The sequence below is a fragment of the Ruegeria sp. YTSC106 genome (assembly GCF_059609765.1).
The window spans coordinates 333,376-356,800 of sequence record NZ_JBXWMI010000003.1; the positions used below are offsets into that span (position 1 = coordinate 333,376).

At 59.2% G+C, this 23,425-nt stretch carries 27 protein-coding genes; 18 read left to right on the plus strand and 9 right to left on the minus strand.

Annotated features, from left to right (window positions below; genetic code table 11):
• The first annotated feature begins 4 nt into the window (after positions 1-4).
• Together AC2FEB_RS06070 and AC2FEB_RS06075 are read left to right on the plus strand one after the other, a co-directional pair.
• The gene (locus tag AC2FEB_RS06070) at positions 5-463 is read left to right on the plus strand and encodes a DNA polymerase III subunit chi (protein WP_496671097.1); all 459 of its coding nucleotides are present in this window, start codon (positions 5-7) and stop codon (positions 461-463) included.
• Between the two features lie 31 nt (positions 464-494).
• Positions 495-1,541: an aldo/keto reductase gene (locus AC2FEB_RS06075; RefSeq protein ID WP_496671094.1), complete on the plus strand. Its 1,047-nt coding sequence runs from the start codon at positions 495-497 to the stop codon at positions 1,539-1,541.
• Between the two features lie 76 nt (positions 1,542-1,617).
• Here AC2FEB_RS06075 and AC2FEB_RS06080 read toward each other — a convergent pair whose 3' ends face one another.
• Positions 1,618-2,604 (minus strand): GlxA family transcriptional regulator, encoded by a 987-nt coding sequence (locus AC2FEB_RS06080; RefSeq protein WP_496671091.1) that lies wholly within the window; start codon positions 2,602-2,604, stop codon positions 1,618-1,620.
• Between the two features lie 133 nt (positions 2,605-2,737).
• Here AC2FEB_RS06080 and bcoG point away from each other — a divergent pair, with 133 nt between their 5' ends.
• The 4 genes from bcoG (at position 2,738) to AC2FEB_RS06100 (ending at position 6,261) form a co-directional block, all read left to right on the plus strand.
• A complete protein-coding gene (gene bcoG / locus AC2FEB_RS06085) occupies positions 2,738-3,652 on the plus strand; it encodes a 3-dehydrocarnitine:acetyl-CoA trimethylamine transferase BcoG (RefSeq protein WP_496883910.1) in 915 nt (304 codons plus the stop codon).
• A 61-nt stretch (positions 3,653-3,713) separates the two neighbouring features.
• Complete coding sequence (locus tag AC2FEB_RS06090) at positions 3,714-4,031, plus strand: hypothetical protein (protein WP_496671085.1); 318 nt, start codon at positions 3,714-3,716, stop codon at positions 4,029-4,031.
• Positions 4,032-4,039: 8 nt separating this feature from the next.
• The gene (locus tag AC2FEB_RS06095; protein ID WP_496883911.1) at positions 4,040-5,506 is read left to right on the plus strand and encodes a carnitine 3-dehydrogenase; all 1,467 of its coding nucleotides are present in this window, start codon (positions 4,040-4,042) and stop codon (positions 5,504-5,506) included.
• Positions 5,503-6,261 carry an SDR family oxidoreductase gene (locus AC2FEB_RS06100; protein ID WP_496671079.1) on the plus strand — a complete coding sequence of 253 codons (759 nt, stop codon included), beginning with the start codon at positions 5,503-5,505 and terminating at the stop codon, positions 6,259-6,261. Before AC2FEB_RS06095 ends, AC2FEB_RS06100 begins: the two co-directional genes overlap by 4 nt.
• Before the next feature lies 1 nt (position 6,262).
• Here AC2FEB_RS06100 and AC2FEB_RS06105 read toward each other — a convergent pair whose 3' ends face one another.
• The gene (locus AC2FEB_RS06105) at positions 6,263-6,445 is read right to left on the minus strand and encodes a hypothetical protein (protein ID WP_117868740.1); all 183 of its coding nucleotides are present in this window, start codon (positions 6,443-6,445) and stop codon (positions 6,263-6,265) included.
• Positions 6,446-6,524: 79 nt separating this feature from the next.
• Positions 6,525-7,394 carry a helix-turn-helix domain-containing protein gene (locus tag AC2FEB_RS06110; RefSeq protein ID WP_496671076.1) on the minus strand — a complete coding sequence of 290 codons (870 nt, stop codon included), beginning with the start codon at positions 7,392-7,394 and terminating at the stop codon, positions 6,525-6,527.
• Between the two features lie 108 nt (positions 7,395-7,502).
• Here AC2FEB_RS06110 and AC2FEB_RS06115 point away from each other — a divergent pair, with 108 nt between their 5' ends.
• The 3 genes from AC2FEB_RS06115 to AC2FEB_RS06125 are packed head-to-tail and all read left to right on the plus strand — an operon-like array spanning position 7,503 to position 9,525.
• Positions 7,503-7,706 carry a DUF2061 domain-containing protein gene (locus tag AC2FEB_RS06115; protein ID WP_496671623.1) on the plus strand — a complete coding sequence of 68 codons (204 nt, stop codon included), beginning with the start codon at positions 7,503-7,505 and terminating at the stop codon, positions 7,704-7,706.
• Complete coding sequence (locus AC2FEB_RS06120; RefSeq protein ID WP_496671073.1) at positions 7,699-8,601, plus strand: fatty acid desaturase; 903 nt, start codon at positions 7,699-7,701, stop codon at positions 8,599-8,601. Before AC2FEB_RS06115 ends, AC2FEB_RS06120 begins: the two co-directional genes overlap by 8 nt.
• Before the next feature lie 21 nt (positions 8,602-8,622).
• Positions 8,623-9,525, plus strand: coding sequence for an EamA family transporter (locus AC2FEB_RS06125; RefSeq protein WP_496671070.1), 903 nt, complete (start codon positions 8,623-8,625; stop codon positions 9,523-9,525).
• On the opposite strand, the gene AC2FEB_RS06130 is transcribed toward AC2FEB_RS06125, so the two are convergent.
• The 4 genes from AC2FEB_RS06130 to AC2FEB_RS06145 all read right to left on the minus strand — a co-directional run bounded on the left by AC2FEB_RS06130 (position 9,522) and on the right by AC2FEB_RS06145 (position 14,377).
• A complete protein-coding gene (locus tag AC2FEB_RS06130) occupies positions 9,522-10,868 on the minus strand; it encodes a DEAD/DEAH box helicase (protein ID WP_117868744.1) in 1,347 nt (448 codons plus the stop codon). The genes AC2FEB_RS06125 and AC2FEB_RS06130 overlap by 4 nt on opposite strands.
• A 185-nt stretch (positions 10,869-11,053) precedes the next feature.
• Entirely contained in the window at positions 11,054-11,983 is a 930-nt protein-coding gene (locus AC2FEB_RS06135; protein ID WP_496671067.1) for a glycosyltransferase family 2 protein, read from the minus strand.
• Positions 11,980-12,723, minus strand: a complete 744-nt coding sequence (locus AC2FEB_RS06140) for a hypothetical protein (RefSeq protein ID WP_496671065.1) — start codon at positions 12,721-12,723, stop codon at positions 11,980-11,982. The genes AC2FEB_RS06135 and AC2FEB_RS06140 overlap by 4 nt, the downstream gene beginning before the upstream one ends.
• Positions 12,724-12,772: 49 nt before the next feature.
• Positions 12,773-14,377, minus strand: a complete 1,605-nt coding sequence (locus tag AC2FEB_RS06145) for a peptide chain release factor 3 (protein WP_496671062.1) — start codon at positions 14,375-14,377, stop codon at positions 12,773-12,775.
• A gap of 109 nt (positions 14,378-14,486) precedes the next feature.
• Between AC2FEB_RS06145 and AC2FEB_RS06150 the strand changes: the two genes are divergently transcribed.
• From AC2FEB_RS06150 to AC2FEB_RS06185, 8 genes are all read left to right on the plus strand, one after another.
• Complete coding sequence (locus tag AC2FEB_RS06150) at positions 14,487-14,849, plus strand: nuclear transport factor 2 family protein (protein WP_117868747.1); 363 nt, start codon at positions 14,487-14,489, stop codon at positions 14,847-14,849.
• 74 nt (positions 14,850-14,923) lie between these two features.
• A complete protein-coding gene (locus AC2FEB_RS06155) occupies positions 14,924-15,703 on the plus strand; it encodes an SDR family oxidoreductase (RefSeq protein WP_117868748.1) in 780 nt (259 codons plus the stop codon).
• Between the two features lie 2 nt (positions 15,704-15,705).
• Entirely contained in the window at positions 15,706-16,818 is a 1,113-nt protein-coding gene (locus AC2FEB_RS06160; protein ID WP_496671059.1) for a YhaZ family DNA alkylation repair protein, read from the plus strand.
• 107 nt (positions 16,819-16,925) lie between these two features.
• Positions 16,926-17,975, plus strand: a complete 1,050-nt coding sequence (locus AC2FEB_RS06165) for a methyltransferase domain-containing protein (RefSeq protein ID WP_496671058.1) — start codon at positions 16,926-16,928, stop codon at positions 17,973-17,975.
• A gap of 80 nt (positions 17,976-18,055) precedes the next feature.
• Positions 18,056-19,150 carry an ABC transporter ATP-binding protein gene (locus AC2FEB_RS06170; RefSeq protein ID WP_496671056.1) on the plus strand — a complete coding sequence of 365 codons (1,095 nt, stop codon included), beginning with the start codon at positions 18,056-18,058 and terminating at the stop codon, positions 19,148-19,150.
• 114 nt (positions 19,151-19,264) lie between these two features.
• Entirely contained in the window at positions 19,265-20,047 is a 783-nt protein-coding gene (gene surE / locus AC2FEB_RS06175; RefSeq protein ID WP_496671054.1) for a 5'/3'-nucleotidase SurE, read from the plus strand.
• Entirely contained in the window at positions 20,044-20,694 is a 651-nt protein-coding gene (locus AC2FEB_RS06180) for a protein-L-isoaspartate(D-aspartate) O-methyltransferase (RefSeq protein WP_496883912.1), read from the plus strand. The genes surE and AC2FEB_RS06180 overlap by 4 nt, the downstream gene beginning before the upstream one ends.
• A gap of 62 nt (positions 20,695-20,756) precedes the next feature.
• Positions 20,757-21,923 carry a peptidoglycan DD-metalloendopeptidase family protein gene (locus tag AC2FEB_RS06185; RefSeq protein ID WP_496671051.1) on the plus strand — a complete coding sequence of 389 codons (1,167 nt, stop codon included), beginning with the start codon at positions 20,757-20,759 and terminating at the stop codon, positions 21,921-21,923.
• A gap of 62 nt (positions 21,924-21,985) precedes the next feature.
• Here the strand turns inward: AC2FEB_RS06185 and AC2FEB_RS06190 are convergent, their stop codons facing one another.
• Positions 21,986-22,657 carry a helix-turn-helix transcriptional regulator gene (locus AC2FEB_RS06190; RefSeq protein ID WP_496671049.1) on the minus strand — a complete coding sequence of 224 codons (672 nt, stop codon included), beginning with the start codon at positions 22,655-22,657 and terminating at the stop codon, positions 21,986-21,988.
• A gap of 21 nt (positions 22,658-22,678) precedes the next feature.
• Entirely contained in the window at positions 22,679-22,984 is a 306-nt protein-coding gene (locus AC2FEB_RS06195; protein ID WP_496671046.1) for a hypothetical protein, read from the minus strand.
• A 220-nt stretch (positions 22,985-23,204) separates the two neighbouring features.
• On the opposite strand from AC2FEB_RS06195, the gene AC2FEB_RS06200 reads away from it, so the two are divergent.
• The gene (locus AC2FEB_RS06200) at positions 23,205-23,420 is read left to right on the plus strand and encodes a twin-arginine translocase TatA/TatE family subunit (RefSeq protein ID WP_117868756.1); all 216 of its coding nucleotides are present in this window, start codon (positions 23,205-23,207) and stop codon (positions 23,418-23,420) included.
• The last annotated feature ends 5 nt before the right edge of the window (positions 23,421-23,425 follow it).

Genomic DNA, 23,425 nt, shown 5'->3' on the forward strand with positions numbered 1-23,425 from the left:
TCAAATGGGTGCTGTCTATTTCTACCATCTGACCCGCCAGCCGCTGGAGCACACCTTGCCTGTGCTGCTGGACAAGGCGCGGCAGGCCGGGTGGAAGATTGCCGTGCGGGGCACCGATCCCGCGCGGATGGACTGGCTGGATGAAAAGCTTTGGTTGGGCCCCGAGGACGGATTCCTGCCGCATGGTCGCGAAGGTGGCCCACATGACGCCGAGCAGCCGATTCTGCTGACCACCAGCGCCGAGGCCAAAAACGACGCGGATTGCGTTATGGCAGTGGACGGCGCGCCGGTTGAACCCGAAGAGGTGTCGGCTCTGGAGCGGGTCTGCATTCTGTTCGACGGCAATGACGACATGGCTGTGCAGCACGCACGCGGGCAGTGGAAGACGCTGACCGGCGCCGGATGCGCCGCGCAATACTGGTCGGAAGAATCCGGGCGGTGGGAAAAGAAGGCCGAAGCCTGACGGGCTGTGCCATTTATCAGGAGATTTGAGGATGCAGATGAAGCCTTTGGGCCGTACCGGAATTTTCGTGAGCGATCTTTGCCTCGGGACGATGACGTTCGGGTCGCAGACCTCGGAACCGGATGCGCACCGGCAGATGGATATGGCGCTGGACACGGGGATCAACTTTGTGGATGCCGCAGAGATGTATCCGGTGAATCCTGTTGCCAAAGAGACAATTGGTCGTACCGAAGAAATTCTTGGAAACTGGAACGCTGCAAATTCGTCGCGCCGGGCGGATTTCGTACTGGCGACCAAGCATTCGGGTGAGGGGTTGTCATATGTTCGTGACGGTGCGCCGATCACAGCCAAGACCATTCCCGAGGCCATCGAAGGGTCTTTGCGGCGGTTGCAGACGGATTACATCGATCTCTACCAGTTCCACTGGCCCAATCGCGGCAGCTATATGTTCCGCCAAAACTGGGATTATGCGCCTTCGGGACACGATACTGCAGACGTTTTGGACAATATGCAGGACTGTCTGGAGGCATTGCAGGTTCAGGTCGACAAAGGCAATATCCGCGCCTTTGGTCTGTCGAATGAAAGCGCGTGGGGTACGGCGCAGTGGTTGAGATTGGCCGAACAGACGGGCACACCGCGTGTGGCGTCCGTGCAAAACGAATATTCGTTACTGTGCCGCCTGTTCGATACCGACATGGCCGAGCTGAGCGTACATGAGGATGTCGGCCTGATGGCGTTCTCACCCCTGGGTACCGGACTGTTGACCGGAAAATACCAAGGCGGGGCCGTACCGGGCGGTTCGCGTATGTCGCTTTCGCCTGAATTGGGCGGGCGCAAGTCTGACCGGGTGTTTGATGCGGTAGCGGCTTATCTGGATGTGGCCGCGCGACATGGCCTGGATCCAACGCATATGGCGCTGGCCTGGTGCCGCTCGCGGCCGTTCATGATGTCGGCCATCTTTGGCGCAACCACGGTGGAACAGTTGGCGCATGTTCTGGCGGGCGCGGATTTGTCTTTGTCAAACGAGGTTCTGGCCGAACTGGACCAAGTCCATAGGGCGCATCCAATGCCGTACTGAGGTACAGGGGATCTGCCCCCGGCACGCTGCGCGCGCCTGCCCCGGGATATTTCTGGCCAGATGAAGTTGGATCCGGTCAGTGATGCGTGGGGTGCGCGCGCTCTTGCCTCAGGTCGCGGGCAGATTGACCGTGCGCGGTGCGGAAAGCGCGGGCGAAACTGGATTGTGAAGCAAAACCGGTAGCCAGCGCGACATCCATCAGTGGAAGGTCGGTGTCGGTGACCAGACGGCGGGCCTCGGCCAGACGCAGTTGCAGATAATGGTCCTGGGGCGTGGTGTTCAGGCGCAGGCGGAACTGTTGTTGCAGAGTGCGTGGGCTGGTGCCCAGCTGGTCTGCGATATGGGCCAGTGGCAGGGGGTCATCCAGCGACGCCTGCATCAGCGAGTTTGCCTTGGCCGTCAGCGCCGTGTGGCGGTGTGGTACGCCGGTGCGGCTTTGCGGTGTGCCGGGGTCCGGCGCGCCATCATAGAGGAACAGGCCCGAAACACGGGATGCGAAACCCGCGCCATGGCGGGCGGCGATGATGTGCAGCATCATCTCGACAGCGGGAATCGCGCCGCCCGAGGTCAGGCGACCGTCCGAGACAGTAAAGCGGTCGGGGCGCACATCGACGTCGGGGAAACGAGTGGCGAAGTTTTCCAGGTCTTCCCAGTGGGTCGTCGCAGAGTGACCGTCCAGCAGCCCGGCCTCAGCCAGCAGCCAGGGGCCGCCGTCAATCCCGGCCATGGTCGCGCCGGTACCGGCAATGCGGCGCAGGCCGGCCAGCAGGCTTGGGGTGGCGTGACGGGCCAGTTGGAAACCTGCGACCACGATCATAAGGTCGCAGCCTTGCAGACGGGCGAGCGGGATGCCGGGTACTTGCAGGGCGCTGGTCAGCATCGCGGGTTCCGATGTCGAAGTCACATAGTCCCAGTCAAAGGCGGGCCTGTCTGCCAGACGGTTGGCAGCGCGCATTGGATCGACCGCCGAGGCGAAGCTGAGCGTGTTGCATTCATCCAGCACCAGCACAGCCGTTTTCAGGGCCCGATGTTCGGGTTGTAATATGTTTTTTGCGGATTGCATCAAGTTTGATTCGCATTCTGCCAAGTGGTTTTCCCAAAGCTGCGCCAGAGTCGGGTCAGAACGCAAATCGGAATCCGGGGAGAAGCCTGGGGAAAACTCAAGGCAAAACCGGGTATAACTTGGGGAAAACGCCATGCCTCTGGAAATGAACCGCGAAGTCTTCATCACCTGCGCCGTGACCGGCTCGGGCGGGACGCAGGATCGCAGCCCTCATGTGCCACGTTCGCCGAAGCAAATTGCCGACAGTGCGATTGCCGCCGCAAAGGCGGGCGCGGCTGTTGTGCACTGCCATGTGCGCGACCCTGAAACAGGTGCGCCGTCGCGCGATCTGGCGCTGTATCGTGAAGTGACCGATCGCATTCGGGATGCCGAGGTGGATGCAGTGCTGAACCTGACAGCTGGCATGGGTGGAGATATGGTGTTCGGCGGTATCGAAAACCCGCTGCCATTGGCAGCGGCCGGAACCGATCTGGTTGGTGCGACCGAACGTGTGGCCCATATCGCCGAGTGCCTGCCCGAGATCTGCACTCTGGACTGCGGCACTATGAACTTTGCCGAGGCCGATTATGTCATGACCAACACGCCCGGCGCGTTGCGCGCGATGGGACAGATGATGACAGGCCTCGGCGTTAAGCCCGAGATCGAGGCGTTTGACACCGGCCATCTGTGGTTTGCCAAGCAACTGGTAAAGGAAGGGATTCTGGACCCTAACGCCCTGGTGCAGCTGTGCATGGGGGTCCCGTGGGGCGCACCGGATGATCTGAACACCTTTATGGCGATGGTGAACAATGTGCCGGATGACTGGACCTTCAGTGCGTTTTCGCTGGGGCGGAATGAGATGCCGTTTGTTGCGGCTTCGGTTCTGGCGGGCGGCAACGTACGCGTTGGTCTGGAAGATAACCTGTGGTTGGAGAAGGGCGTTCTGGCCGAGAACTGGCAACTGGTTGAACGTGCCGGAACCATTATCGAAAACATGGGCGCGCGGGTGATCGGGCCGCAAGAAGTCCGCGAGAAGCTGGGGCTGGTGAAGCGGGCCCCAAAGGGTTGACTGCCTGCGTCCGTTGCCCATGACCGGAAAGCGCAGGCGTGCCAGCAAAAGGAAGAGAGCAATGCGATCGGCGGTTGTAATCTGCGCGACGGTTCTGGCCGTGTGTCTGCCCCGGGTTGGGGTGGCACAGACTGCGGAAGACCCCTTGGCCCGCAAGGAATGCGAAGCCAAGGGGGGAAGCTATGAGATGGGCGGTCGGATACGGCAGTTTATCTGCTTTGAACCGTTGTCCGACGCTGGAAGCTCTTGCGAAAAAGCCTCTGACTGCGCAGGATTCTGCCTGTCAGTAACCAAACAATGCAGCGCAGTGACACCGCAATTCGGATGCATTTCGCATCTGGATGAGGCTGGGCGCGCGCGCGTAATCTGTATCGATTAGAGGACAGCATGACAAAGACGGCAGCAATTATCGGGGGCGGTGTCATTGGCGGCGGATGGGCCGCGCGGTTCCTGCTCAATGGCTGGAACGTTCGGGTGTTCGACCCGGACCCCGAAGCGGAACGCAAAATAGGCGAAGTGCTGGACAATGCGCGCCGATCCTTGCCGGGGTTGAGCGACGTTCCGTTGCCACCCGAAGGCACGCTGAGCTTTCATGACGACATGGCCGACGCCGTACAGGGCGCGACGTGGATCCAAGAAAGCGTGCCAGAGCGGCTGGACTTGAAGCTGAAGGTTTACAAGGGCTTGCAGGAGGCTTGTGACCCGGCTGCGATTATCGGATCCTCGACCAGCGGGTTCAAACCATCCGAGCTTCAGCACGGTGCCTTGCGCCCGGAACAGATCGTCGTGACGCACCCATTCAACCCAGTCTATCTGCTGCCGCTGATCGAGCTGGTGCCGACCGACAGAAACCCACCGGAGATGGTTGAACAGGCCAGGAAACTGCTGACCTCGGTTGGTTTCTTCCCGCTGCATGTCAAGAAAGAGATCGACGCGCATATCGCCGACCGCTTTCTGGAAGCCGTCTGGCGCGAGGCGTTGTGGCTGGTCAAGGACGGCATCGCCACCACCGAAGAGATCGACGAAGCGATCCGAATGGGCTTTGGCATCCGCTGGGCGCAGATGGGATTGTTCGAAACGTACCGTGTGGCCGGAGGTGAAGCGGGGATGCGGCATTTCATGGCTCAGTTCGGGCCAGCCTTGAAATGGCCCTGGACCAAGCTGATGGACGTGCCGGAATTCACCGATGAACTGGTCGACCTGATCGCCGATCAGTCAGACGCGCAATCTGGGATGCATTCGATCCGAGAACTGGAACGCATTCGCGACAACAACCTTGTGGGCATGATGCGGGCCCTCAAGGCGCAGAACTATGGTGCGGGGGCGGTGCTGAACCAGCATGATGCGCTGTTGAAGCCGGGTGCCTTGCCTACACTGGATCAGGCGGATCTGAGCCAGCCGATCCTGACCCTGTCCCGTGCCGTTCCGCTGGACTGGACGGATTACAACGGCCACATGAACGAGGCCAAGTATCTGGAAGCTTTTGCCGCCGCCACGGACCGTTTCATGGAGATCATCGGCTGCGATATGGATTATATCGCGTCGGGTGGCAGTTATTTCACCGCTGAAAACCACATCCGTTACATCGACGAGGTCCATGCAGGGGCAAAGATCGACGTGCGCACGCAGATGCTGCTGGGGCAGGGCAAGAAGCTGCATGTCTTTCACAGCATGTGTGAAGGCGACAAGCTGTTGGCCACGGGCGAGAGTTTCCTGCTGCATGTCAGTCTTGAAACCCGCCGCCCCAGTCCGCCGTCGCCCAAGATCGAAGCAGCGATGGCGCGGATTGCCAAGGCACAGGCCGGTTTGCATTACCCTGAAGGGGCGGGGGCCGCCATTCGGAAGCCCTCATGACCCGGCGCGTATTGGTAACAGCCGGGGCATCGGGTGTCGGTCGGGCCATGGCCGCGGCGTTTGACGCCGCCGGTTATGATGTCTGGGTGACGGATATTGACCCGTCAGCTCTGGATGCCTTGCCCGACCATTGGGTGGCGCACAGGGCTGATGTAACAAATGAGACCGACATGAACGCTATGTTTCAAGCTGTCGGGGCGGCCGGTGGGTTGGACGTTCTGTGCGCAAATGCCGGGATCGCCGGGCCGACAAACGCGATCGAGGATATCGATCTGGATGGATGGCGCGCCTGTGTCGCGGTCAATCTGGACGGGGCCTTTCTGGCCGCCAAGTACGCCGCGCCGATGATGAAGTCGGCGCGGGCGGGCAGCATCATTCTGACCTCCTCCACCGCCGGTCAGTACGGCTATCCGTATCGTGCGCCTTATGCGTCGGCCAAATGGGCGATCATTGGGTTGATGAAAACGCTGGCGATGGAACTGGGGCCGCTGGGTATTCGCGCAAACGCCATTTGTCCGGGTGCGGTGGAAGGCCCGCGCATGGAAGGCGTATTGGCCCGGGAGGCAGCCGCAAAGGGCATGACCCGCGATGAGGTTTACCAGGGCTATGCCTCTGGCACTTCAATGGGGCGCTTTGTGGAAGCTCAGGATATCGCCAATATGGCCGTTTTTCTTGCTTCAGACGCGGCGCGGCTGGTGTCGGGGCAGGTGATCGCGGTGGATGGGCACACCGTCAATCCCGACCCGAAACTGTAACTCAGCCCTGATTTGGGCCACGGATCTGGCGGATGGTCTGGCGGACCGCCTGCCAATCCTGTGCCTCTTTCTGGTTTCCGGCAGCTTCGCATTCGCGCATCTTTTGCGCGGCCTCTGCCTCGGCCCGGTCTCCGTGCGCAGCGTACAGGGCACGTGCGTATTGAGCGGTTTGAATTGCGTCCATTCCTGTGGTCCTCCGTTTGTGGTCGGAATGCCCGATGGTTCGCGCCAAGGGACGATAGCACAGGTTGCGCCTGGCTGCATCAACTGTTGCGGGAAGCCGCCGTTCTGAGCCGTCGCAAATGGTTCGGGAAATCGCGGGCGGCGACATCGGCCTCGCGCACCAACGTGTCGAAATGGCGTGAAAATGTCTCGATCCGACCCCGGTCGCGAAACGCCAAATAGTGACTTCCGGCATAAAAAACGCAAAGAAGCGGTCCGAAAATCGTAACCGGGGCGGAATACAACCTTTTGGCATCAAACAGATAGATCCGCATCCGGGGATATAGTTGTTCACACAGGGCCAGCAGGTGATCGATCTGTTCCAGCCGAATATCCGGGCAGAGACCATGGTAATACCCTGTGGCGCTGGCAAAGCTCTCGATCTCGTACAACGGCATGGCAATTTCGTAATCCGACTGAGCGCTGCGCATCCAGGTCAGCCTATCCTCGGACGCTCCGATGGCCTGATCTGCCGTGCGACCCAGATGTGGGGCATATTCCCATTCCAGTACCGCGCGCGTCTTGAGCATGTCGGGCAGGGTGGCCGGGACATAGCGGATCTTGTATCCGGCGGCTTCCTTGTGCCACTCGAAAATCCGCTCATCGACAAGGGCGCGGGGGGCTTCCGTAAAGGACAGGGAACTGGCCAAAATCTCTGCCGCGCTTTCCGGTCTGTCGGACAGGCTCAGCAACCAGTCAGCCGAGACACCCAGTGCCGCGGCACAGCCACCCACAACATGCGCGTTGGGAAGACGCGCGCCATGACCGGTCAACAACTGAGAAACGGTCGAACGGTCCACGCCGATGTGGCGCGCAAGCGCGCTTTGGCTGACGTGACGGTCCTCCATCGCGCGGGCAAGGCGTAGGCGGAATTGAGCGGCGCGGTCGCGTTTGTCGATGTTTTCCTGCATGCGATGAAAAATATCACAGATGATTAGTTTTGTTAATCATATTCAGAATTTTCAGCGTGAGAAATGAAATGTAACCCCTTTGTAAAAGCAAGAAGAATGGGGATCGAAATGGAAACGCGGCGAAGATCTGTCGTGAAGGCAATCGTGTGGAATGTCATGGGGTTGGCCACCATGACGCTGGTGGGCCTGGTCGCCACCGGCTCCGTCGCGGTTGGTGGGGCCTTGGCGTTGATCAACACCGCTATCGGCCTGACACTGTACGTGATCTACGAAAGACTATGGGCGGGAATCTCGTGGGGGCGCAATGGCTGAGCCTTCCGCACCGAAATCACCCGAATGGGGCACGTTTATCCTGATCGTAGGGTGCTATGCCGCCTGGCTTGCCGGGCTGTTCTGGGTGGCAAACACGTCACTGTGGTTGGCGGCTCCGGCTCTGGGCTTTGTTGCAGCCCTGCATTCGTCTTTGACGCACGAAGTCCTGCATGGCCACCCATTTCGCGCCAAGTGGCTGAATGAGGCGCTGATGGCACTGCCGCTGACCCTGGCCATTCCGTATAACCGCTTTCGCGATCTGCATTTGGCGCATCATCAGGATGCCACTTTGACTGACCCATATGACGATCCGGAATCCAACTACCTGGATCCCGAAATCTGGTCGACGCTGCCGCGTGGCGTGCAGACGGTGCTGGCGCTGAACAACACGCTTCTGGGGCGGATGGTGCTGGGTCCGGCCATAGGGCAGGTTCTGTTTATGCGGGACGAGTGGCGGGGGCTGTGGCGCGGCGACAAGGCTGTCCTGTTGGCCTGGGCTTTGCACATACCCGGCGCGGCGGCGGTTCTGTGGATCGTTGGACAGTCAGCCATGCCGATCTGGGTATATCTGATTTCGGCCTATATCGGGCTGGCGTTGCTGAAAATCCGCACGTTTCTGGAACACCGCGCGCACGAGAAATCCCGCGCACGGACTGTGATTATCGAAGACAGCGGGCCGTTGGCATTTCTGTTTTTGAACAACAACTTGCATGCTGTGCATCACATGAACCCAGCCGCGCCTTGGTATCGGCTGCCGTCGTTGTATCGTGATGGCAAAGACAGGTACCTGGCCTGCAATGAGGCTTATGTATACCGCTCCTATGCACAGATTTTCCGCCAGTATCTACTACGTGCCAAAGACCCGGTTCCGCATCCGCTCTGGCCAAAGCGCTGATTTGCCGACACAACGGGTGACATGAGTCTCTGGATCCCTGTCACCATCGCCGCCGCCAGTTTTCAGACCGTGCGATTCATGCTGCAAAAATCTCTGAGCAGAGTGAAACTGTCTGCCGCAGGCGCGACCTTTGCGCGGTTTGCTTACTCCATGCCGCTGGCCGTTGCCGGGCTATGGGTGGCGTTGCAGATAACGGGGGCCAGCCTGCCAGCGCTGGACGGTGTTTTCTGGCTTTATGCGGTGATCGGCGGCACGGCGCAAATCCTTGCAACGATCTGCGTAGTCGCGTTGTTCAAACAACGGAATTTCGCAGTTGGGATCACTTTCAAGAAAACCGAAGTAATACAGACCGCGATTGTCGGCTTTCTGGTTTTGGGTGACAGCGTTTCCGGCGGCGCGCTGATTGCGATCCTGTTGGGGTTGATGGCGGTGCTTTTGCTGTCAAAAACACCCGGTGGGGGCGGTGTCTGGTGGCGACATCTTACGAACCGCGCGTCCCAATTGGGGCTTGGATCAGGGGTTTTATTTGCCTTTTCTGCCGTCAGCTATCGCGGGGCGTCGCTGCAACTGGGTGATATCGACGCTTGGTTCCGGGCGCTGATCACCCTGGCCGCTGTCGTGACGTTCCAGTTTGTCAGCATGGGGCTGTGGCTGTTGTGGCGCGACCGGGCCGAGCTGCGTGCGGTTTGGCAGACGCGATCTACCGGCGTGTTTGTCGGCCTGACCAGTCTGGGTGGGTCGTTTTGCTGGTTCTGGGCCTTCACCTTGCAAAACGCAGCTTATGTCAAAGCGCTGGGTCAGGTGGAACTAATCTTCAGCCTGATGGCCTCGATCCTGTTTTTCCGCGAGACGATCACCCGGCGAGAAATCGCCGGGATGCTGCTGTTGGGTGTTTCGATACTGGCGTTGATGCTGGCGATTTAGCCCGCTCGACGCTCGTCAAAACTGAGGGCTATGAAGCTGGGCAGGTGATCACCCATGCCCACAACGGCCCGACCGGTGTCTTCCTTGCGTCCCCGGCCACGGCCCTTTGGCTCTCGCTCTTTCCTGACGTCTTTTTTGCCATCTGGCTCCCGGGTTTTCTTCTCGGGCGTCGGCTTTTCGGGCTTGGGGTCTTCCTTGATCGGATTGTCGAGGCGTGGAATGTCTTTCTGGATCAGCTTTTCGATCGCGGCGAGGGCCTTTTCATCTCGGCCTGAACAAATCGTAATTGCCTTGCCTTCGCGACCGGCGCGACCGGTGCGGCCGATACGGTGCACGTAATCCTCGGGGTGGCCGGGGACGTCGAAATTGAACACGTGGCTGACGGCCGGAACGTCCAGACCGCGCGCAGCGACGTCCGATGCCACCAGCAGGCGCAATGATCCGTCGCGGAACCCGTCCAGTGTCTTCATCCGCTGTGACTGATCCAGATCGCCATGGATGGCGGCCGCATCATAGCCATATTTCTTCAGCGATTTCGCACAGATATCGACATCTGTCTTGCGATTGCAGAAGATGATTGCGTTGGTGCACTTTTCACCCTCAGCGTCGATCAAAGCACGCAGCACGTTGCGCTTCTGGCTTGCTTCACGATCCCGGCGGCCGCCTTTGAACATGACAACGCCCTGTTCGATCGTCTCGGATGCGGTTGCTTGCCGGGCAACTTCAACCCGTGCAGGGGCCGACAGGAATGTATCTGTGATTCGTTCGATCTCGGATGCCATGGTCGCCGAGAAGAATAGCGTTTGCCGTGTGAAAGGCGTCAGCGAGAAGATGCGCTCGATGTCAGGAATAAAGCCCATATCCAGCATCCGGTCGGCTTCGTCCACCACCATGATCTGCACGCCGTTCAGCAGCAGCTTGCCACGTTCGAAATGATCCAGAAGACGACCCGGAGTGGCGATCAGAACATCGACGCCGCGGTCGATCAGCGCCTCTTGCTCTTTGAAACTGACGCCGCCGATCAACAGCGCTTTGGTCAGTTTCAGGTGCTTGCTGTAGGTGTCGAAATTTTCAGCCACCTGAGCTGCCAGTTCCCGCGTCGGGCACAGAACCAGCGAGCGTGGCATCCGCGCGCGGGCACGTCCACGCGCCAGCAGAGTGATCATCGGCAGTGTGAAGCTGGCGGTTTTTCCGGTGCCGGTCTGGGCGATTCCCAAGACATCGCGGCCTTCCAGAGCGGGAGGAATCGCGCCTTCCTGAATAGGGGTTGGGGTTTCGTATCCGGCTTCCTCAATGGCTTTGAGGACCTTCGGGTTCAGGTTCAGTTCGTTAAATTTTGTCATGTAAGTCCGGTTTTTGCGGACACTTGACCTGGCCCGCGCGTCAAAGATGTGCCGGGCCCGGATGGCCATACGCGTGATGCGACATTTCGGCTTGTACGCGGACATAACAAAAACGTTGGTCGGGGTCAAATGAAGAGAATTTCACCTGTTCCTGCCCGTGGCTTTCCATGAATTTCAGCAACAATTCAGCAACTTCCGGGGAAGTGTTTCTCTAGCTTTTCGTCCAGGTTCAGTGGTCGGTGGCGCAGCAGGCCGTGGCGTTCCAGGTTGGTGCGCACCTCTGAGTCTGTGCCGCTCATTTCATTGTAGAACGCGCGCAGGCCGTCCATGCCTTGTTCGGCCTCGATCCAGCGGAGTAATTCATTCTTGCTCAGACCACCCTGGTCACGCGGGACATTCGGTGCCATGCCAGCCTGATACGAGCCGCGATCCATGCGAAACTGATAATGCGCAATCCAGTGGTCCCAACCCGGGGCATGGCGATGGCACAGATCGATCTGAGGGAGTTCGTGTTTGCAGGGCAGCAGCACTTTGTTCTGAAACAAGTTGTGGATGCGAAAGCTTAAGTTTTTCAATCCGGTGCGCACGAACAACTTTCCCTGCACGTGGCTTAGGAAACCACCCATGACAAACGCGCCGTAATTCGGATAGATGGTCTCGACCAACGCCTCGCGGTTCGGGCCATGCGGGATATGTGCTTTGTACAGGTCTTTTCCCCCGGCCAGCGCCTCTAACGGGCGGACACGGGCGGCGTGAACCGCGTTCGGAACATCGCGCAACACATCTGCGATGGGGATTGTGGACCATAGAAATTCATCCACGTCGATATGGGTCAACCAATCTAGTTGAGTGTTTCGGTAGGCAAAAGTGGCGTGAACCGACTGGCGCACCTGATGTTTTTCCGGTCGTGCGCGTCCGCGTTTTTCCCAAAAGGCATCATCACAGACGCGAACCCGGACCTTGGGGTGCATTCTGAGTGCTCTGAACGTGCGGCGGTTGGGCTCGTCCATGTAGATATACATGAAATCCGCCCCCAGTTCGAGGTGATGGGCCACGAACCGAAGGACGTCTTCGGTTGGCCCTCGGACCATCGAGACAATGCCCCAGGTGGTCATTTGCGCGGCGCGCGGGTGTCGCGCATGAGTTTCAGACGCCGAAAGACACCGCCGGGGTCCTTGTTCAGTTCGGTCATCAGGTGATCCACGAGTGGCGCAATGGTGGGATCGTTCATCGCCTTGGTCCAGATCGGGGCGATGAGATTGACATCCAGGCCGCCCTTTTCGAAGGAAAAGCCTTTCATCTGATAGGGCAGCGGCACGTGTTTCCTGCCCTTGAACTGAAACGGCGTTTCCGGGGCCAGCCCCGAGAAGAGCCTCTCGAACTCATACAGTTTCATCATGCCGAAGAATACGCGCAGGGCATGTCCGACCTCGCGCTGTGTCGGGGTCTGACCATGATCGGCAAAGGTCTGAACAGAAGACACCAGCCATCGCAGGTCGAGGACGGAAAGAAGGTGATCTGATTGCTCTTGCCACACCCGGCAGAACAGCGCAGGGGCCTGACGCGGGAATGACCGCTTTCTTAGGTTCGAGATCAGTTGGGAATTGAGGAAGGCAAGCTCCGAATTCCCGACAAATTCCCGCGCGATCTGGACGCGCTTACGGTCCCACGTGCTACTGCGTCCGGGCGGCAATTCGGTGGCTGTGTCGGGCACGGTTCGTTTGGCCAGATCTTCCAGATCGACGTCAAGCACGGGCAGGGTCAGGGTGCCGAACTGAAACGGGCTGCGCCGGTTCTCATAGCTGTCCAGCATGTCGGGCAGGCCACCGGGATAGGTCAGTTCGTCGTCACTCATGCGCGCAGGATTGCACAGCCGGGTTCGGCTGCGCAATCAGCCAGTTGCCTCAGGTCATCATCTCTTTTGTCGCGGTCAGATTCAGCGCGGGATAATCGCGGACGACCCGGTCGATATCCCATTGCAGGCGGGTCAGATAGACAATGTCGCCGTCATGGTCATGGGCGATGTGCTGTTTGTTGGCATTCACGAACTTTTCGACCTCGGTCTTTTCACCACTGACCCATCGGGCCGAGGTGAACTGCGATGCTTCAAAGCGCACGGGCAGGCCGTATTCCATCTCGATCCGGCTGGCGAGCACTTCGAACTGCAATGCACCAACGACCCCCACGATAAAACCCGAGCCGATCGAGGGTTTGAACACTTTGGCGGCGCCTTCTTCGGCGAACTGCATCAGGGCTTTTTCCAGATGCTTGGCCTTCATCGGGTCTCCGGGCCGCACTGTTTGCAACAGTTCCGGCGCGAAGGAGGGGATGCCGGTCACGCGCAGCGCTTCGCCTTCGGTTAGGGTGTCGCCGATGCGCAGTTGCCCGTGGTTGGGAATGCCGATGATATCTCCGGCCCAGGCCTCTTCCGCCAATTCCCGGTCTGAGGCGAGGAACATCACCGGGTTCGAGATCGCCATCGGTTTTTTCGACCGCACATGGGTCAGTTTCATACCGCGCTTGAAGTGGCCGCTGGCCATGCGGACAAACGCCACCCGGTCGCGGTGCTTGGGGTCCATGTTGGCCTGCACTTTGAAGACAAACCCTGCGACCTTCTTTTCGTCGGGGGATATCTGGCGCGGTTCGGCAGACTGAACCTGTGGCTGCGGGCCATAGGCACCGATGCCTTCCATCAGTTCCTTGACGCCAAACGAGTTGATGGCCGAACCGAACCAGATCGGTGTCATATGGCCTTCCAGCACAGCCTGCGGGTCAAGCGCGGGCAGCAATTCACGGGCCATCTCGACCTCTTCCAGCAGCTTGTCCAGCAGATGCTCGGGCACGTGTTTCGCCAGTTTCGGGTCGTCCAGCCCATTGATCTCGATGCTTTCGGCCACCTTGTTGCGGTCCGCGCGATCCATCAGCTCAAGCCGGTCGCGCAGCATGTCGTAGCAACCGATAAAATCGCGGCCCACGCCGATGGGCCATGCCGCAGGGGTGACGTCGATGGCCAGCATTTCCTGAATTTCGTCGATGATCTCGAACGTATCGCGGCTTTCGCGGTCCATCTTGTTGCAGAAGGTCAGGATCGGCAGATCGCGCAGGCGGCAGACCTCGAACAGTTTCTGCGTCTGGCTTTCCACACCTTTCGCTCCGTCGATCACCATCACGGCAGCATCCACAGCGGTCAGCGTGCGATAGGTATCCTCGGAAAAGTCCGAGTGACCCGGCGTATCCACCAGATTGAACCTGAAGGTGTCATAGTCAAATGACATTGCGGATGCGGAAACCGAGATACCGCGATCCTTCTCCATTTGCATAAAGTCCGACCGCGTTCGCCGGGCTTCGCCTTTGGCACGGACCTGACCGGCCATCTGAATCGCACCCCCGTACAGCAGGAACTTTTCCGTCAGCGTCGTCTTGCCCGCATCCGGGTGCGAGATGATGGCGAATGTCCGGCGCCGGGCGATCTCGGGCGGCAATGTGGGTTGGTTCGAGGTATCAAGCATGAGCGCGCGTATATGCGGGGAATCCTGCCGAAGCAAGACAAAGGGGCTGGTTCGAATCATACGTCTGTGGCAATAAGAACATATAGTGAACAAATGATGGAGTGGATCAATGAATTTGAAAGAGATTGCCGACGAACTGGTGGCTGGTTGCCGGGAAGACCGGGCCAAGGAAAACCTATCCAAGCTGTATGCACCCGACGCCGTATCGGTCGAAGGGCAGGACTTTCAGGGAATGGGTCGGGAGACCAAAGGGCTCGACGCCATCCGTGGCAAACACGAGTGGTGGGAAAGCGCTCATGAGGTTTCTGGTGCGTCTGTCAGTGACCCGTTTCCCCATGGCGAAGACCGTTTTGCCGTGATTTTCGAAGTGCAGGGCAAGGTGAAGGAAACCGGCGAAGCGTTCGATATGCGCGAAGTGGGTGTCTATCACGTCGCTGACGGCAAGATCGTCCGGGAAGAGTTCTTTTACTGAGGTGGCGCTGCCGTTCTGGTCTTCCCTGTCTGGCCGGTGCTAGACATGCGGCAATGACTGACAGGGAGGATCCGATGGATCTGGGAATTCAAGCAAAACGCGCGCTGGTCTGTGCCAGCAGCAAGGGATTGGGTCTTGGGTGCGCCGAGGCGCTTGCTGCGGCTGGCGTAAACCTCGTGATGAACGCACGTGGTTCCAAGGCGTTGGAGGCTGAGGCCGCGCGCCTGCGGTCAGAGCACGGCGTTGAGGTGCAGACCGTGGCCTGCGACGTGACCACGCCCGACGGGCAAGCGCAGGTGATCAAAGCTGCGCAGGGCGTTGATATTCTTGTGACAAATGCCGGTGGACCGCCGCCCGGATCGTGGTCGGACTGGGAGCGGGATGATTTCATCAAGGCGCTGGATAGCAACATGCTGACACCGATTGCATTCATGAAAGCTTTGCTTCCCGAAATGATGGACAAGGGATGGGGCCGGGTGGTCAACATAACCTCGCAATCCGTGCGTGCGCCGATTGCGGTTCTGGGCCTGTCAAATGCGGCGCGTACCGGTCTGACTGGCTATGTTGCCGGAACTTCGCGTCAGGTGGCGCCACACGGGGTGACCATCAACAACCTGCTGCCGGGTATTCATGCCACGGACCGGGCGGATTCTCTGGACAGCGGTGTGGCGGAACAACAGGGTATTTCGATCGACGAAGCACGCGCCAACCGTGCGGCGACAATCCCGGTCAGACGCTATGGTTCGCGGCAGGAATTTGGTGCCACCTGTGCGTTTCTCTGTTCGCAACATGCGGGCTTTATTGTCGGCCAGAACATCCTGCTGGACGGCGGTGCGACCAACCTGACGATGTGACCATGGCGCAGGGGTTTTCGTTAAAGGATCAGTTGTTCAACGCTGAGAAAGTAAGCTTTCTCAGTAAGTTATTTGTGGAAGCTGAACCGGCGTTCAATGCTCCTGCGTTTCGGACACAGGTCATGTCGCGCCTGCCCGAACTGGAACTGAAAGAGCGTATGGCCTGGATCGCTGAGTGTCTGCAACAGGCCCTGCCGGGTGACTTGCCAACAGTCGCCCCGGTGATTTTACGGGCATTGCCGCCTGCGCTGGACCCTTCCAGATCGGATGATGATTTCGGCGATTTCATTTTCGCGCCTCTGGGTGAATGGGTCGCTGGTATCGGGCTGGGTCACGTTGGTGTATCCTTGGACGTGTTGGAAGAGCTGACGCAGCGGTTTTCGATGGAATGGGCCATTCGGCCTTTCCTGAATCATGCCCCGGACAGGGTGCTCGAGCGGATGCAGGACTGGTGTACCCATGACAGCTATCACGTGCGCCGATTGGTCAGTGAAGGCACGCGGCCCCGTCTGCCATGGGGGCAGGGCATCAGTCTGGGTCTGACGGACCCGTTGCCGCTGTTGGATCGATTGCACGGTGATCCGACCCGGTATGTCACGCGGTCCGTTGCCAACCATCTGAATGACATCACCAAACAGGACCCTGGCCTGGTGCTGGGCCGTCTGGACAAGTGGCGCGCCGAGGGGCGACAGACCACGGCAGAGCTGGAGTGGATGACCTCTCATGCGCTGCGCGGACTGGTCAAGGCGGGACACCCAGAGGCGATGAAAATGCTGGGATTTAACCCGGATACCGATGTTGCAGTAACGATTGACCTGAAATCCAAAGCCCGCATCGGCGGCGCATTGGAGTTTTCAGTCGGTTTGAGTGGAGAAGGTGAACAGCTCGTCCTGGTGGATTATATCATTCACTTTCAACGCCCTGGAGGGAAAACCTCAGCGAAGGTGCATAAGCTGAAACAGGCGACCCTGAAAGGCGGCAGGCTTAATCTTGACAAGCGTCACAAACTGAAGGGCGATGCCACGACTTTCAAGCTGGTCCCCGGAGCGCATCGGCTTGAAGTTCAGGTGAATGGCAATATCCGCGCCGGTGTGGATTTCGAGCTGCTGGCGTAAAGCCCCACCAGAAGGCTCACACTTTTGTCAGAAGCGCCTTACCCGGATTGCGAACCGCGGACCTGTGCATTAGCTGCGATGCAGCCACTTGCAAGGGGAAGACCGCGATGAAGCATGAATCGGTGCAGAATTATTATGGTGAAGTCCTGCAAAGCAGTGCGGATTTGCAGACCAACGCCTGCTGCACGCCTGACGACATGCCAGAACACCTCAAGCGTATCCTCTCAAGGATTCACGACGATGTGCTGACGCGCTACTATGGCTGCGGTCTTATCGCGCCGCTGGATCTTGAAGGCATGTCGATCCTCGATCTCGGCTGCGGGGCCGGACGCGACGTCTATGCCTTGTCCGCCATGGTCGGTGAAAAGGGCCGGGTCGTCGGGATCGACATGACGCCTGAGCAATTGGATGTCGCCCGTGCGCATCAGGAATATCATGCCAGCGCGTTTGGTCACGCCCAGAGCAATGTGGAATTCCATCACGGTTATATCGAAAAGCTGGATGAGCTGAATCTGGAGCCCGGATCGTTTGACATCATCGTCTCGAACTGTGTCATCAACCTGGCGACCGACAAGGATGCTGTTCTGAAGGGCGCGCACCGGCTGCTGAAAGAGGGCGGCGAAATGTACTTCTCGGACGTCTATGCCGACCGCCGTATCCCACAGGCGATGACCGAGGATGAGGTTTTGTATGGCGAGTGCCTGTCGGGTGCATTGTACTGGAACGACTTCCTGTCGATTGCGCGCAAGGCGGGTTTCGGCGATCCGCGCCTGGTGACGCATCGCCCGCTGACCATCGAGAACCCGGTGTTGGAAGAACGTGTTGCCCCGCTCAAATTCCTTTCGGCGACCTATCGTATGTTCAAGCTGCCTGCGCTGGAACCGGCCTGTGAGGATTACGGTCAGGCTGTGGTCTATAAAGGCACTGTTCCCAACGCACCGCATGCGTTTGTTCTGGACGATCACCACGTTATTAAAACCGGTAAGGTCTTTCCGGTCTGCGGCAATACCTGGATGATGCTTAGGGACACGCGGTTTGCCCGCCATTTCGACTTTATCGGCGATTTTTCTAACCACTTCGGTATTTTCGAGGGCTGCGGCGGCGAAAGCCCGTTTGAGGCCACAGGCGAAGCAGCTTCACCCGGTGGTTGCTGCTGATCGCTTGCACCTGAGGGGCGGGGTTGCTATCCCCGCCCAAGCCCGATGGATTTGATCGGGACAGGCAATGGGGTCCATCGGTGACAGGTAACGCAACTCCTCCGCGTCTGGAAATTCGCAACATTATTTGCCGGTTCGAAGGGCGTGTCGTTGTGGATGACGTGTCGTTGACCGTGCAGGCCGGCAAGGTGACGTGTTTGTTGGGGCCGTCTGGCTGCGGGAAATCCACCACCCTGCGCATGATTGCCGGGGTTGAGATGCAGGACTCGGGCGAGATCTACGTCGATGGCAAGCTGATCTGTGACACCGTGTTTCGGGTGCCGCCAGAGCGGCGCGAGATCGGGTTGATGTTTCAGGACTTTGCGCTGTTTCCTCATCTGAGCGTGGCCAACAACGTGGCCTTTGGCCTGAGGGGCAGCAAGGACGAGAAACGTGCCCGGGTCGAGGAACTGCTGCGCAAAGTGGACCTGATGCGGTTCATCGACGGTTTCCCACATCAGTTATCGGGCGGAGAGCAACAACGCGTGGCCCTGGCCCGCGCTTTGGCGCCACGCCCCAGGATCATGCTGATGGACGAGCCGTTCTCGGGTCTCGACAACCGTCTGCGCGACGGTATTCGCGACGAGACGCTGTCCATTCTCAAGGAAGAGGATGCGGCTGTCCTGCTGGTCACACACGAGCCGGAAGAGGCAATGCGGATGGCGGATGAGATCGCGCTGATGCGGCGCGGAAAGATCGTCCAGCAGGGCGCGCCATACAACGTCTACACCCGACCTGCAGACAAGGCAGCCGTGGCGTTTTTCAGTGATATTAACGTGCTGCAAGCGCAAGTGAACGGAGCGCTGGCCGACACGCCTTTTGGTCAATTCCTGGCGCCGGGTATCCCGGATGGAACGGATGTCGAGATCGTCTTCCGCCCCCAGCACGTCAAACTGGATTTTGATCGCAACGGCAAAGGCCCATTGCCGACCGCGACTGATGGAGTAGCAGCGCGGGGCGTGGTCGAACGTGCGCGTTTTCTGGGAAACGAAAGCCTGGTCGAGTTTCGCATGGACTACGACGGCTCGGTCCTCAGGGCGACGGTTCCGAATGTCTTTGTGCCCAATCCGGGCCGTGTCATGTGGCTGACCATTCGTCGTGACAAGTGTTTCATTTTTCCCAAGATGCAGAGTTGACCTCTCGATTTCCGTACGAGTGGTGCGCGAAAGCCTCAGGTTGCAGGTCCACGTCGCTTGCCGCAGCGCAGTGCCGGGTCTATCAAGGGCCAAACGTGGGGGTAGATCGGGCACATGCGTATTCTTCTGACCAATGATGACGGGATCAACGCTCCGGGCTTGATCACGCTGGAAGCGATCGCTGCCGAACTGGCTGGGCCGGATGGCGAGGTTTGGGTTGTCGCACCTGCCTTTGAGCAATCCGGGGTCGGGCATTGCATCAGTTACACCCACCCCACAATGATCGCCAAGCTGAGCGAACGGCGTTATGCGGCGGAAGGGTCGCCTGCGGATTGTGTATTGGCGGGGCTGCATGATGTGATGACGGACTGCCCACCGGATCTGGTCCTGTCCGGCGTGAACCGGGGCAACAACTCAGCCGAAAACACGCTTTATTCGGGCACTATTGGCGGCGCGATGGAAGCGGCCCTGCAAGGTATTCCTGCTATTGCCTTGTCACAGTATTTCGGCCCACGAAATCTGGGGCTGGACGACGCGTTCGAAGCTGCCGCTCGGTACGGGGCAGACCTCGTCCGGCGCATTCTGGATGCAAATCCGGAGGAGCAGGGTGATTACCGCCTGTTTTACAACGTGAATTTTCCACCTGTTCCGGCAGATGAGGTGCTGGGTACGCGCGTTGCAGCGCAGGGATTCCGGCGCGACACGCATTTTTCGGTCGAGCCGCACAGCTCGCCCTCGGGGCGGCGCTTCCTGTGGATCAAGGGTGGCTATCAGCATAACCCGACTGCGCCGGGAACGGATGCTGCGGTCAATCTGGAAGGCTATATCTCGGTCACGCCGATGCGCGCCGACTTGACCGCATATGACATGCTGGAGGCATTGAAGGCGGTCGAATGAGCGGATTGGACCCGGAAACCGTGATGCAGTTCCTGTTTGCCCTGCGCAAACGGGGGGTTACGGATGCGCGCGTTCTGGCGGCGATGGAACAGGTTGACCGGGGACGCTTTGTCACCGGCCTGTTCGCGGATCGCGCCTACGAGGACATGCCATTGCCGATTTCCTGCGGTCAGACGATCAGTCAGCCATCGGTCGTCGGCCTCATGACGCAGGCGCTGGACGTTCGGCCGCGCGATACCGTGCTCGAGATCGGAACGGGGTCGGGTTACCAGGCGGCAATCTTGTCGAAACTGTCGCGCAGGGTCTATACGGTCGAACGCCACCGGCGGCTGGTCAGCGAGACAGGAAAGCTTTTTGCCGATCTGGGGCTTACGAATATCACGTCCATGTTGTCGGATGGATCCTTTGGTTTACCGGAACAGGCTCCGTTTGATCGGATCATTGTGACGGCGGCGGCCGAAGACCCTCCGGGACCACTCTTGGCGCAGCTGAAAATCGGAGGTATTATGGTTTTACCCGTGGGTCAGTCGGACACGGTGCAGCAGTTGATCAAAGTGACGCGCACCGAGGACGGTCTGGACTATGACGAATTGACGTCGGTCCGTTTCGTGCCCCTGCTTGAAGGGCTTGGCAAGGACGAGGCGTAGCAGGCTTTATAAATTGGTCGCCGGAACCCCGGACAACAGGGGCAGGCGTTGAGGACAGAATTATGAGTGCAGTATCCAAATCAGCTATGCGTCGCTGCGCGACCGGAGTGGCCGCTCTGGCCTTTCTGGCCGGGTGTGAGGGGCCACTGGATTATGACCTGCGCGGGCAGATCGGCGGGTTTTCGACCACTGATGCAGTGCAGTCGGCAACAACGTCCCGCCCGTCCCCCGATAGCCGGGGGGTGATAACGTATCCGAACTACCAGGTTGTCGTGGCCCGACGGGGCGACACGGTGCGCGATGTGGCCGCGCGCGTTGGCCTGCCCGAGGGTGAGCTGTCGCGTTTCAATGGCCTTCAGACAACCGACACCCTGCGAGACGGCGAAGTTCTGGCCCTGCCACGATCAGTGGGCGCGGGCAGTGGCGTGGACATCGCGTCGGTTGCCGGGGCGGCAATTGATCAGGCCCCTGAAACGGAGGGCGTCCGGACAACAACGCTGGAACCTGCCAAACCAGCCCCGGCGCCGGTCGCAAGCGGGCCGGAACCTGTCCGCCATAAGGTCAAGCGCGGCGAAACGGCGTACACGATCTCGCGCCTCTATCAGGTGCCGGTCGAATCGCTGGCGGAATGGAACGGTCTTGGGTCCGACTTCACCGTACGTGAAGGTCAGTTTCTGTTGATCCCGGTCAAAAACCAGCCCGCCCCACGTCAAAGCGCCGCTGCGGCGGCGCCTGTTGCGGCCACCGAGGTAACGGAACCGGGGCAGGGATCGCCGACGCCAACGCCTCCAAGTGCCACGCAACCCTTGCCCGATGAAAAGGTTGAACCGCTCGCCGAAGCCCCTGATGTGACTGCCGAAGCCCCTACAAACACGCGGTCTACCGCCTTGTCCCTGCCGGTCAGCGGCACCATCATCCGTGGATATAAGAAGGGCAAGAACGAAGGTATCGACATCGCCGCGGCCCCTGGCACAGCAGTCACCGCGGCTGAGGCCGGAACCGTTGCGGCGATTACGGCGGACGCGGATCAGGTGCCGATCATCGTGGTTAAACACAATAACGATCTGCTGACGGTCTATGCCAACGTTGATGATATCACCGTCAAGAAAGGTGATCGGATACGCCGTGGGCAAAAGCTGGCGCAGTTGCGAGGCGGAGACGATGCCTATGTGCATTTCGAAGTGCGCAAAGGTTTTGAATCCGTTGATCCGGATCCCTACCTGAAGTGAGGATACATGGCCCGTTTTGGGCTGTGCACTCTGTCCGGGACAATCCTGAACACGGCTGCCCGTCAGGCGTGGGGGTCGTAGTCGCTCAGGCGTTTTCCGGGTTCGTCTGCGAAGATCTCTGGCAGCGGCGACACGGATTCGATCAGGTCGATACGGAAGACGCGGAAACCGTTTCGCAATTCGCACCAAGCAGTCAGGGTCCAGACGCGGCCCCAGTATTCCATGTGTAAAGGACGGATGGTGCGCTCGGTCAAAACACCGTCAATGCGGCGGTAGGACAGTTGAAGCTTCTGGCGCGATTTGATGGCCGCGCGGATCGGTGCCATATGCGCAAGCCCACGGGCTGCATCGGCGAAAGGATAGACCGCGAATTTCCAGGTATCGGCCTCGGCCACAACCTGTGTGGGCAGAACGGCATCGATCTTGTCGGCCAGAGAGTTCGCAGCGGCTTTCAGCTCTGGATCCGCGGCCTCGGCAACGATGGCCATACCGAGGTTCAGTGCCTCAAGCTCGGCCGGGGTCAGATTCAGCGGCGGCAGGGTGATCTGCTCGCGCACCATGTAACCCACGCCGCGCTCACCTTCGACCGGGACGCCCGAAGCGACCAGAGTATCCATGTCGCGATAGATGGTGCGGACCGACACTTCCAGCCGGTCCGCGATGTCCTGCGCGCGGTGCAGTTTGCCATCGCGCAGGATCTGGATGATATCGAACAGGCGGTCAGTTCGGCGCATGACACGCCGTCCAGACCACCTTTAAACGGTCATGTTCCATAGCACATTTTCATGGCGCATCTTTTCGCTGCCGGGTTTGATGGCGGCCATCAGGGCGGGCGCAAAATCCTGCTGGGGAAACTTGGCCGCGGCATCCTGCGCGGCATTCATGTTCTGCCAGACCACACAATCCGTCCACCCCCCGTCATCGCCCTTGCTAAGGTTGCGATGAACAAAGCCGGGAGCGGCGCGAACAAACGCTTCGGTGGCCTGGCTGAGCTTTAAGAACTCTTCGGTCGTTGTGCCTTCGGCCAGGGTGAAAGTGACAAATTCTGCAACTTGGGTCATGTGAGTCTCCGTTGACCAGGTTTCGATACCATCGTTCTAGCCACTTCCAACTGACATAAACCTGTCAGTTGGAAAATGCGAGCCCATAGTTTTTTGCAGATCGCTTCAATTTTCGTGCTCAATTTTCGCCTAATCCCTTTTGAGGCAGGGCATACGGGCGTAAACACGGTCCCAGTTCATATTCCCGGCGCACATGCGTCGATGAAAAAGGAGAAGAGACATGCTCAACAATATTGGCCTTCCCGGTCTTCTGCTGATCGCCGTTGTGGTTCTGGTTCTGTTTGGCCGTGGCAAGATCAGCTCGCTGATGGGCGAAGTCGGCAAAGGCATCACTGCGTTCAAGAAGGGCGTCAAAGACGGTTCGGAAGAACTGGAACAGGACGCGTCGGAACTGGCCAAGGATGTCACACCCGAGACCGAGAAAGACAAGGTGTAAACACA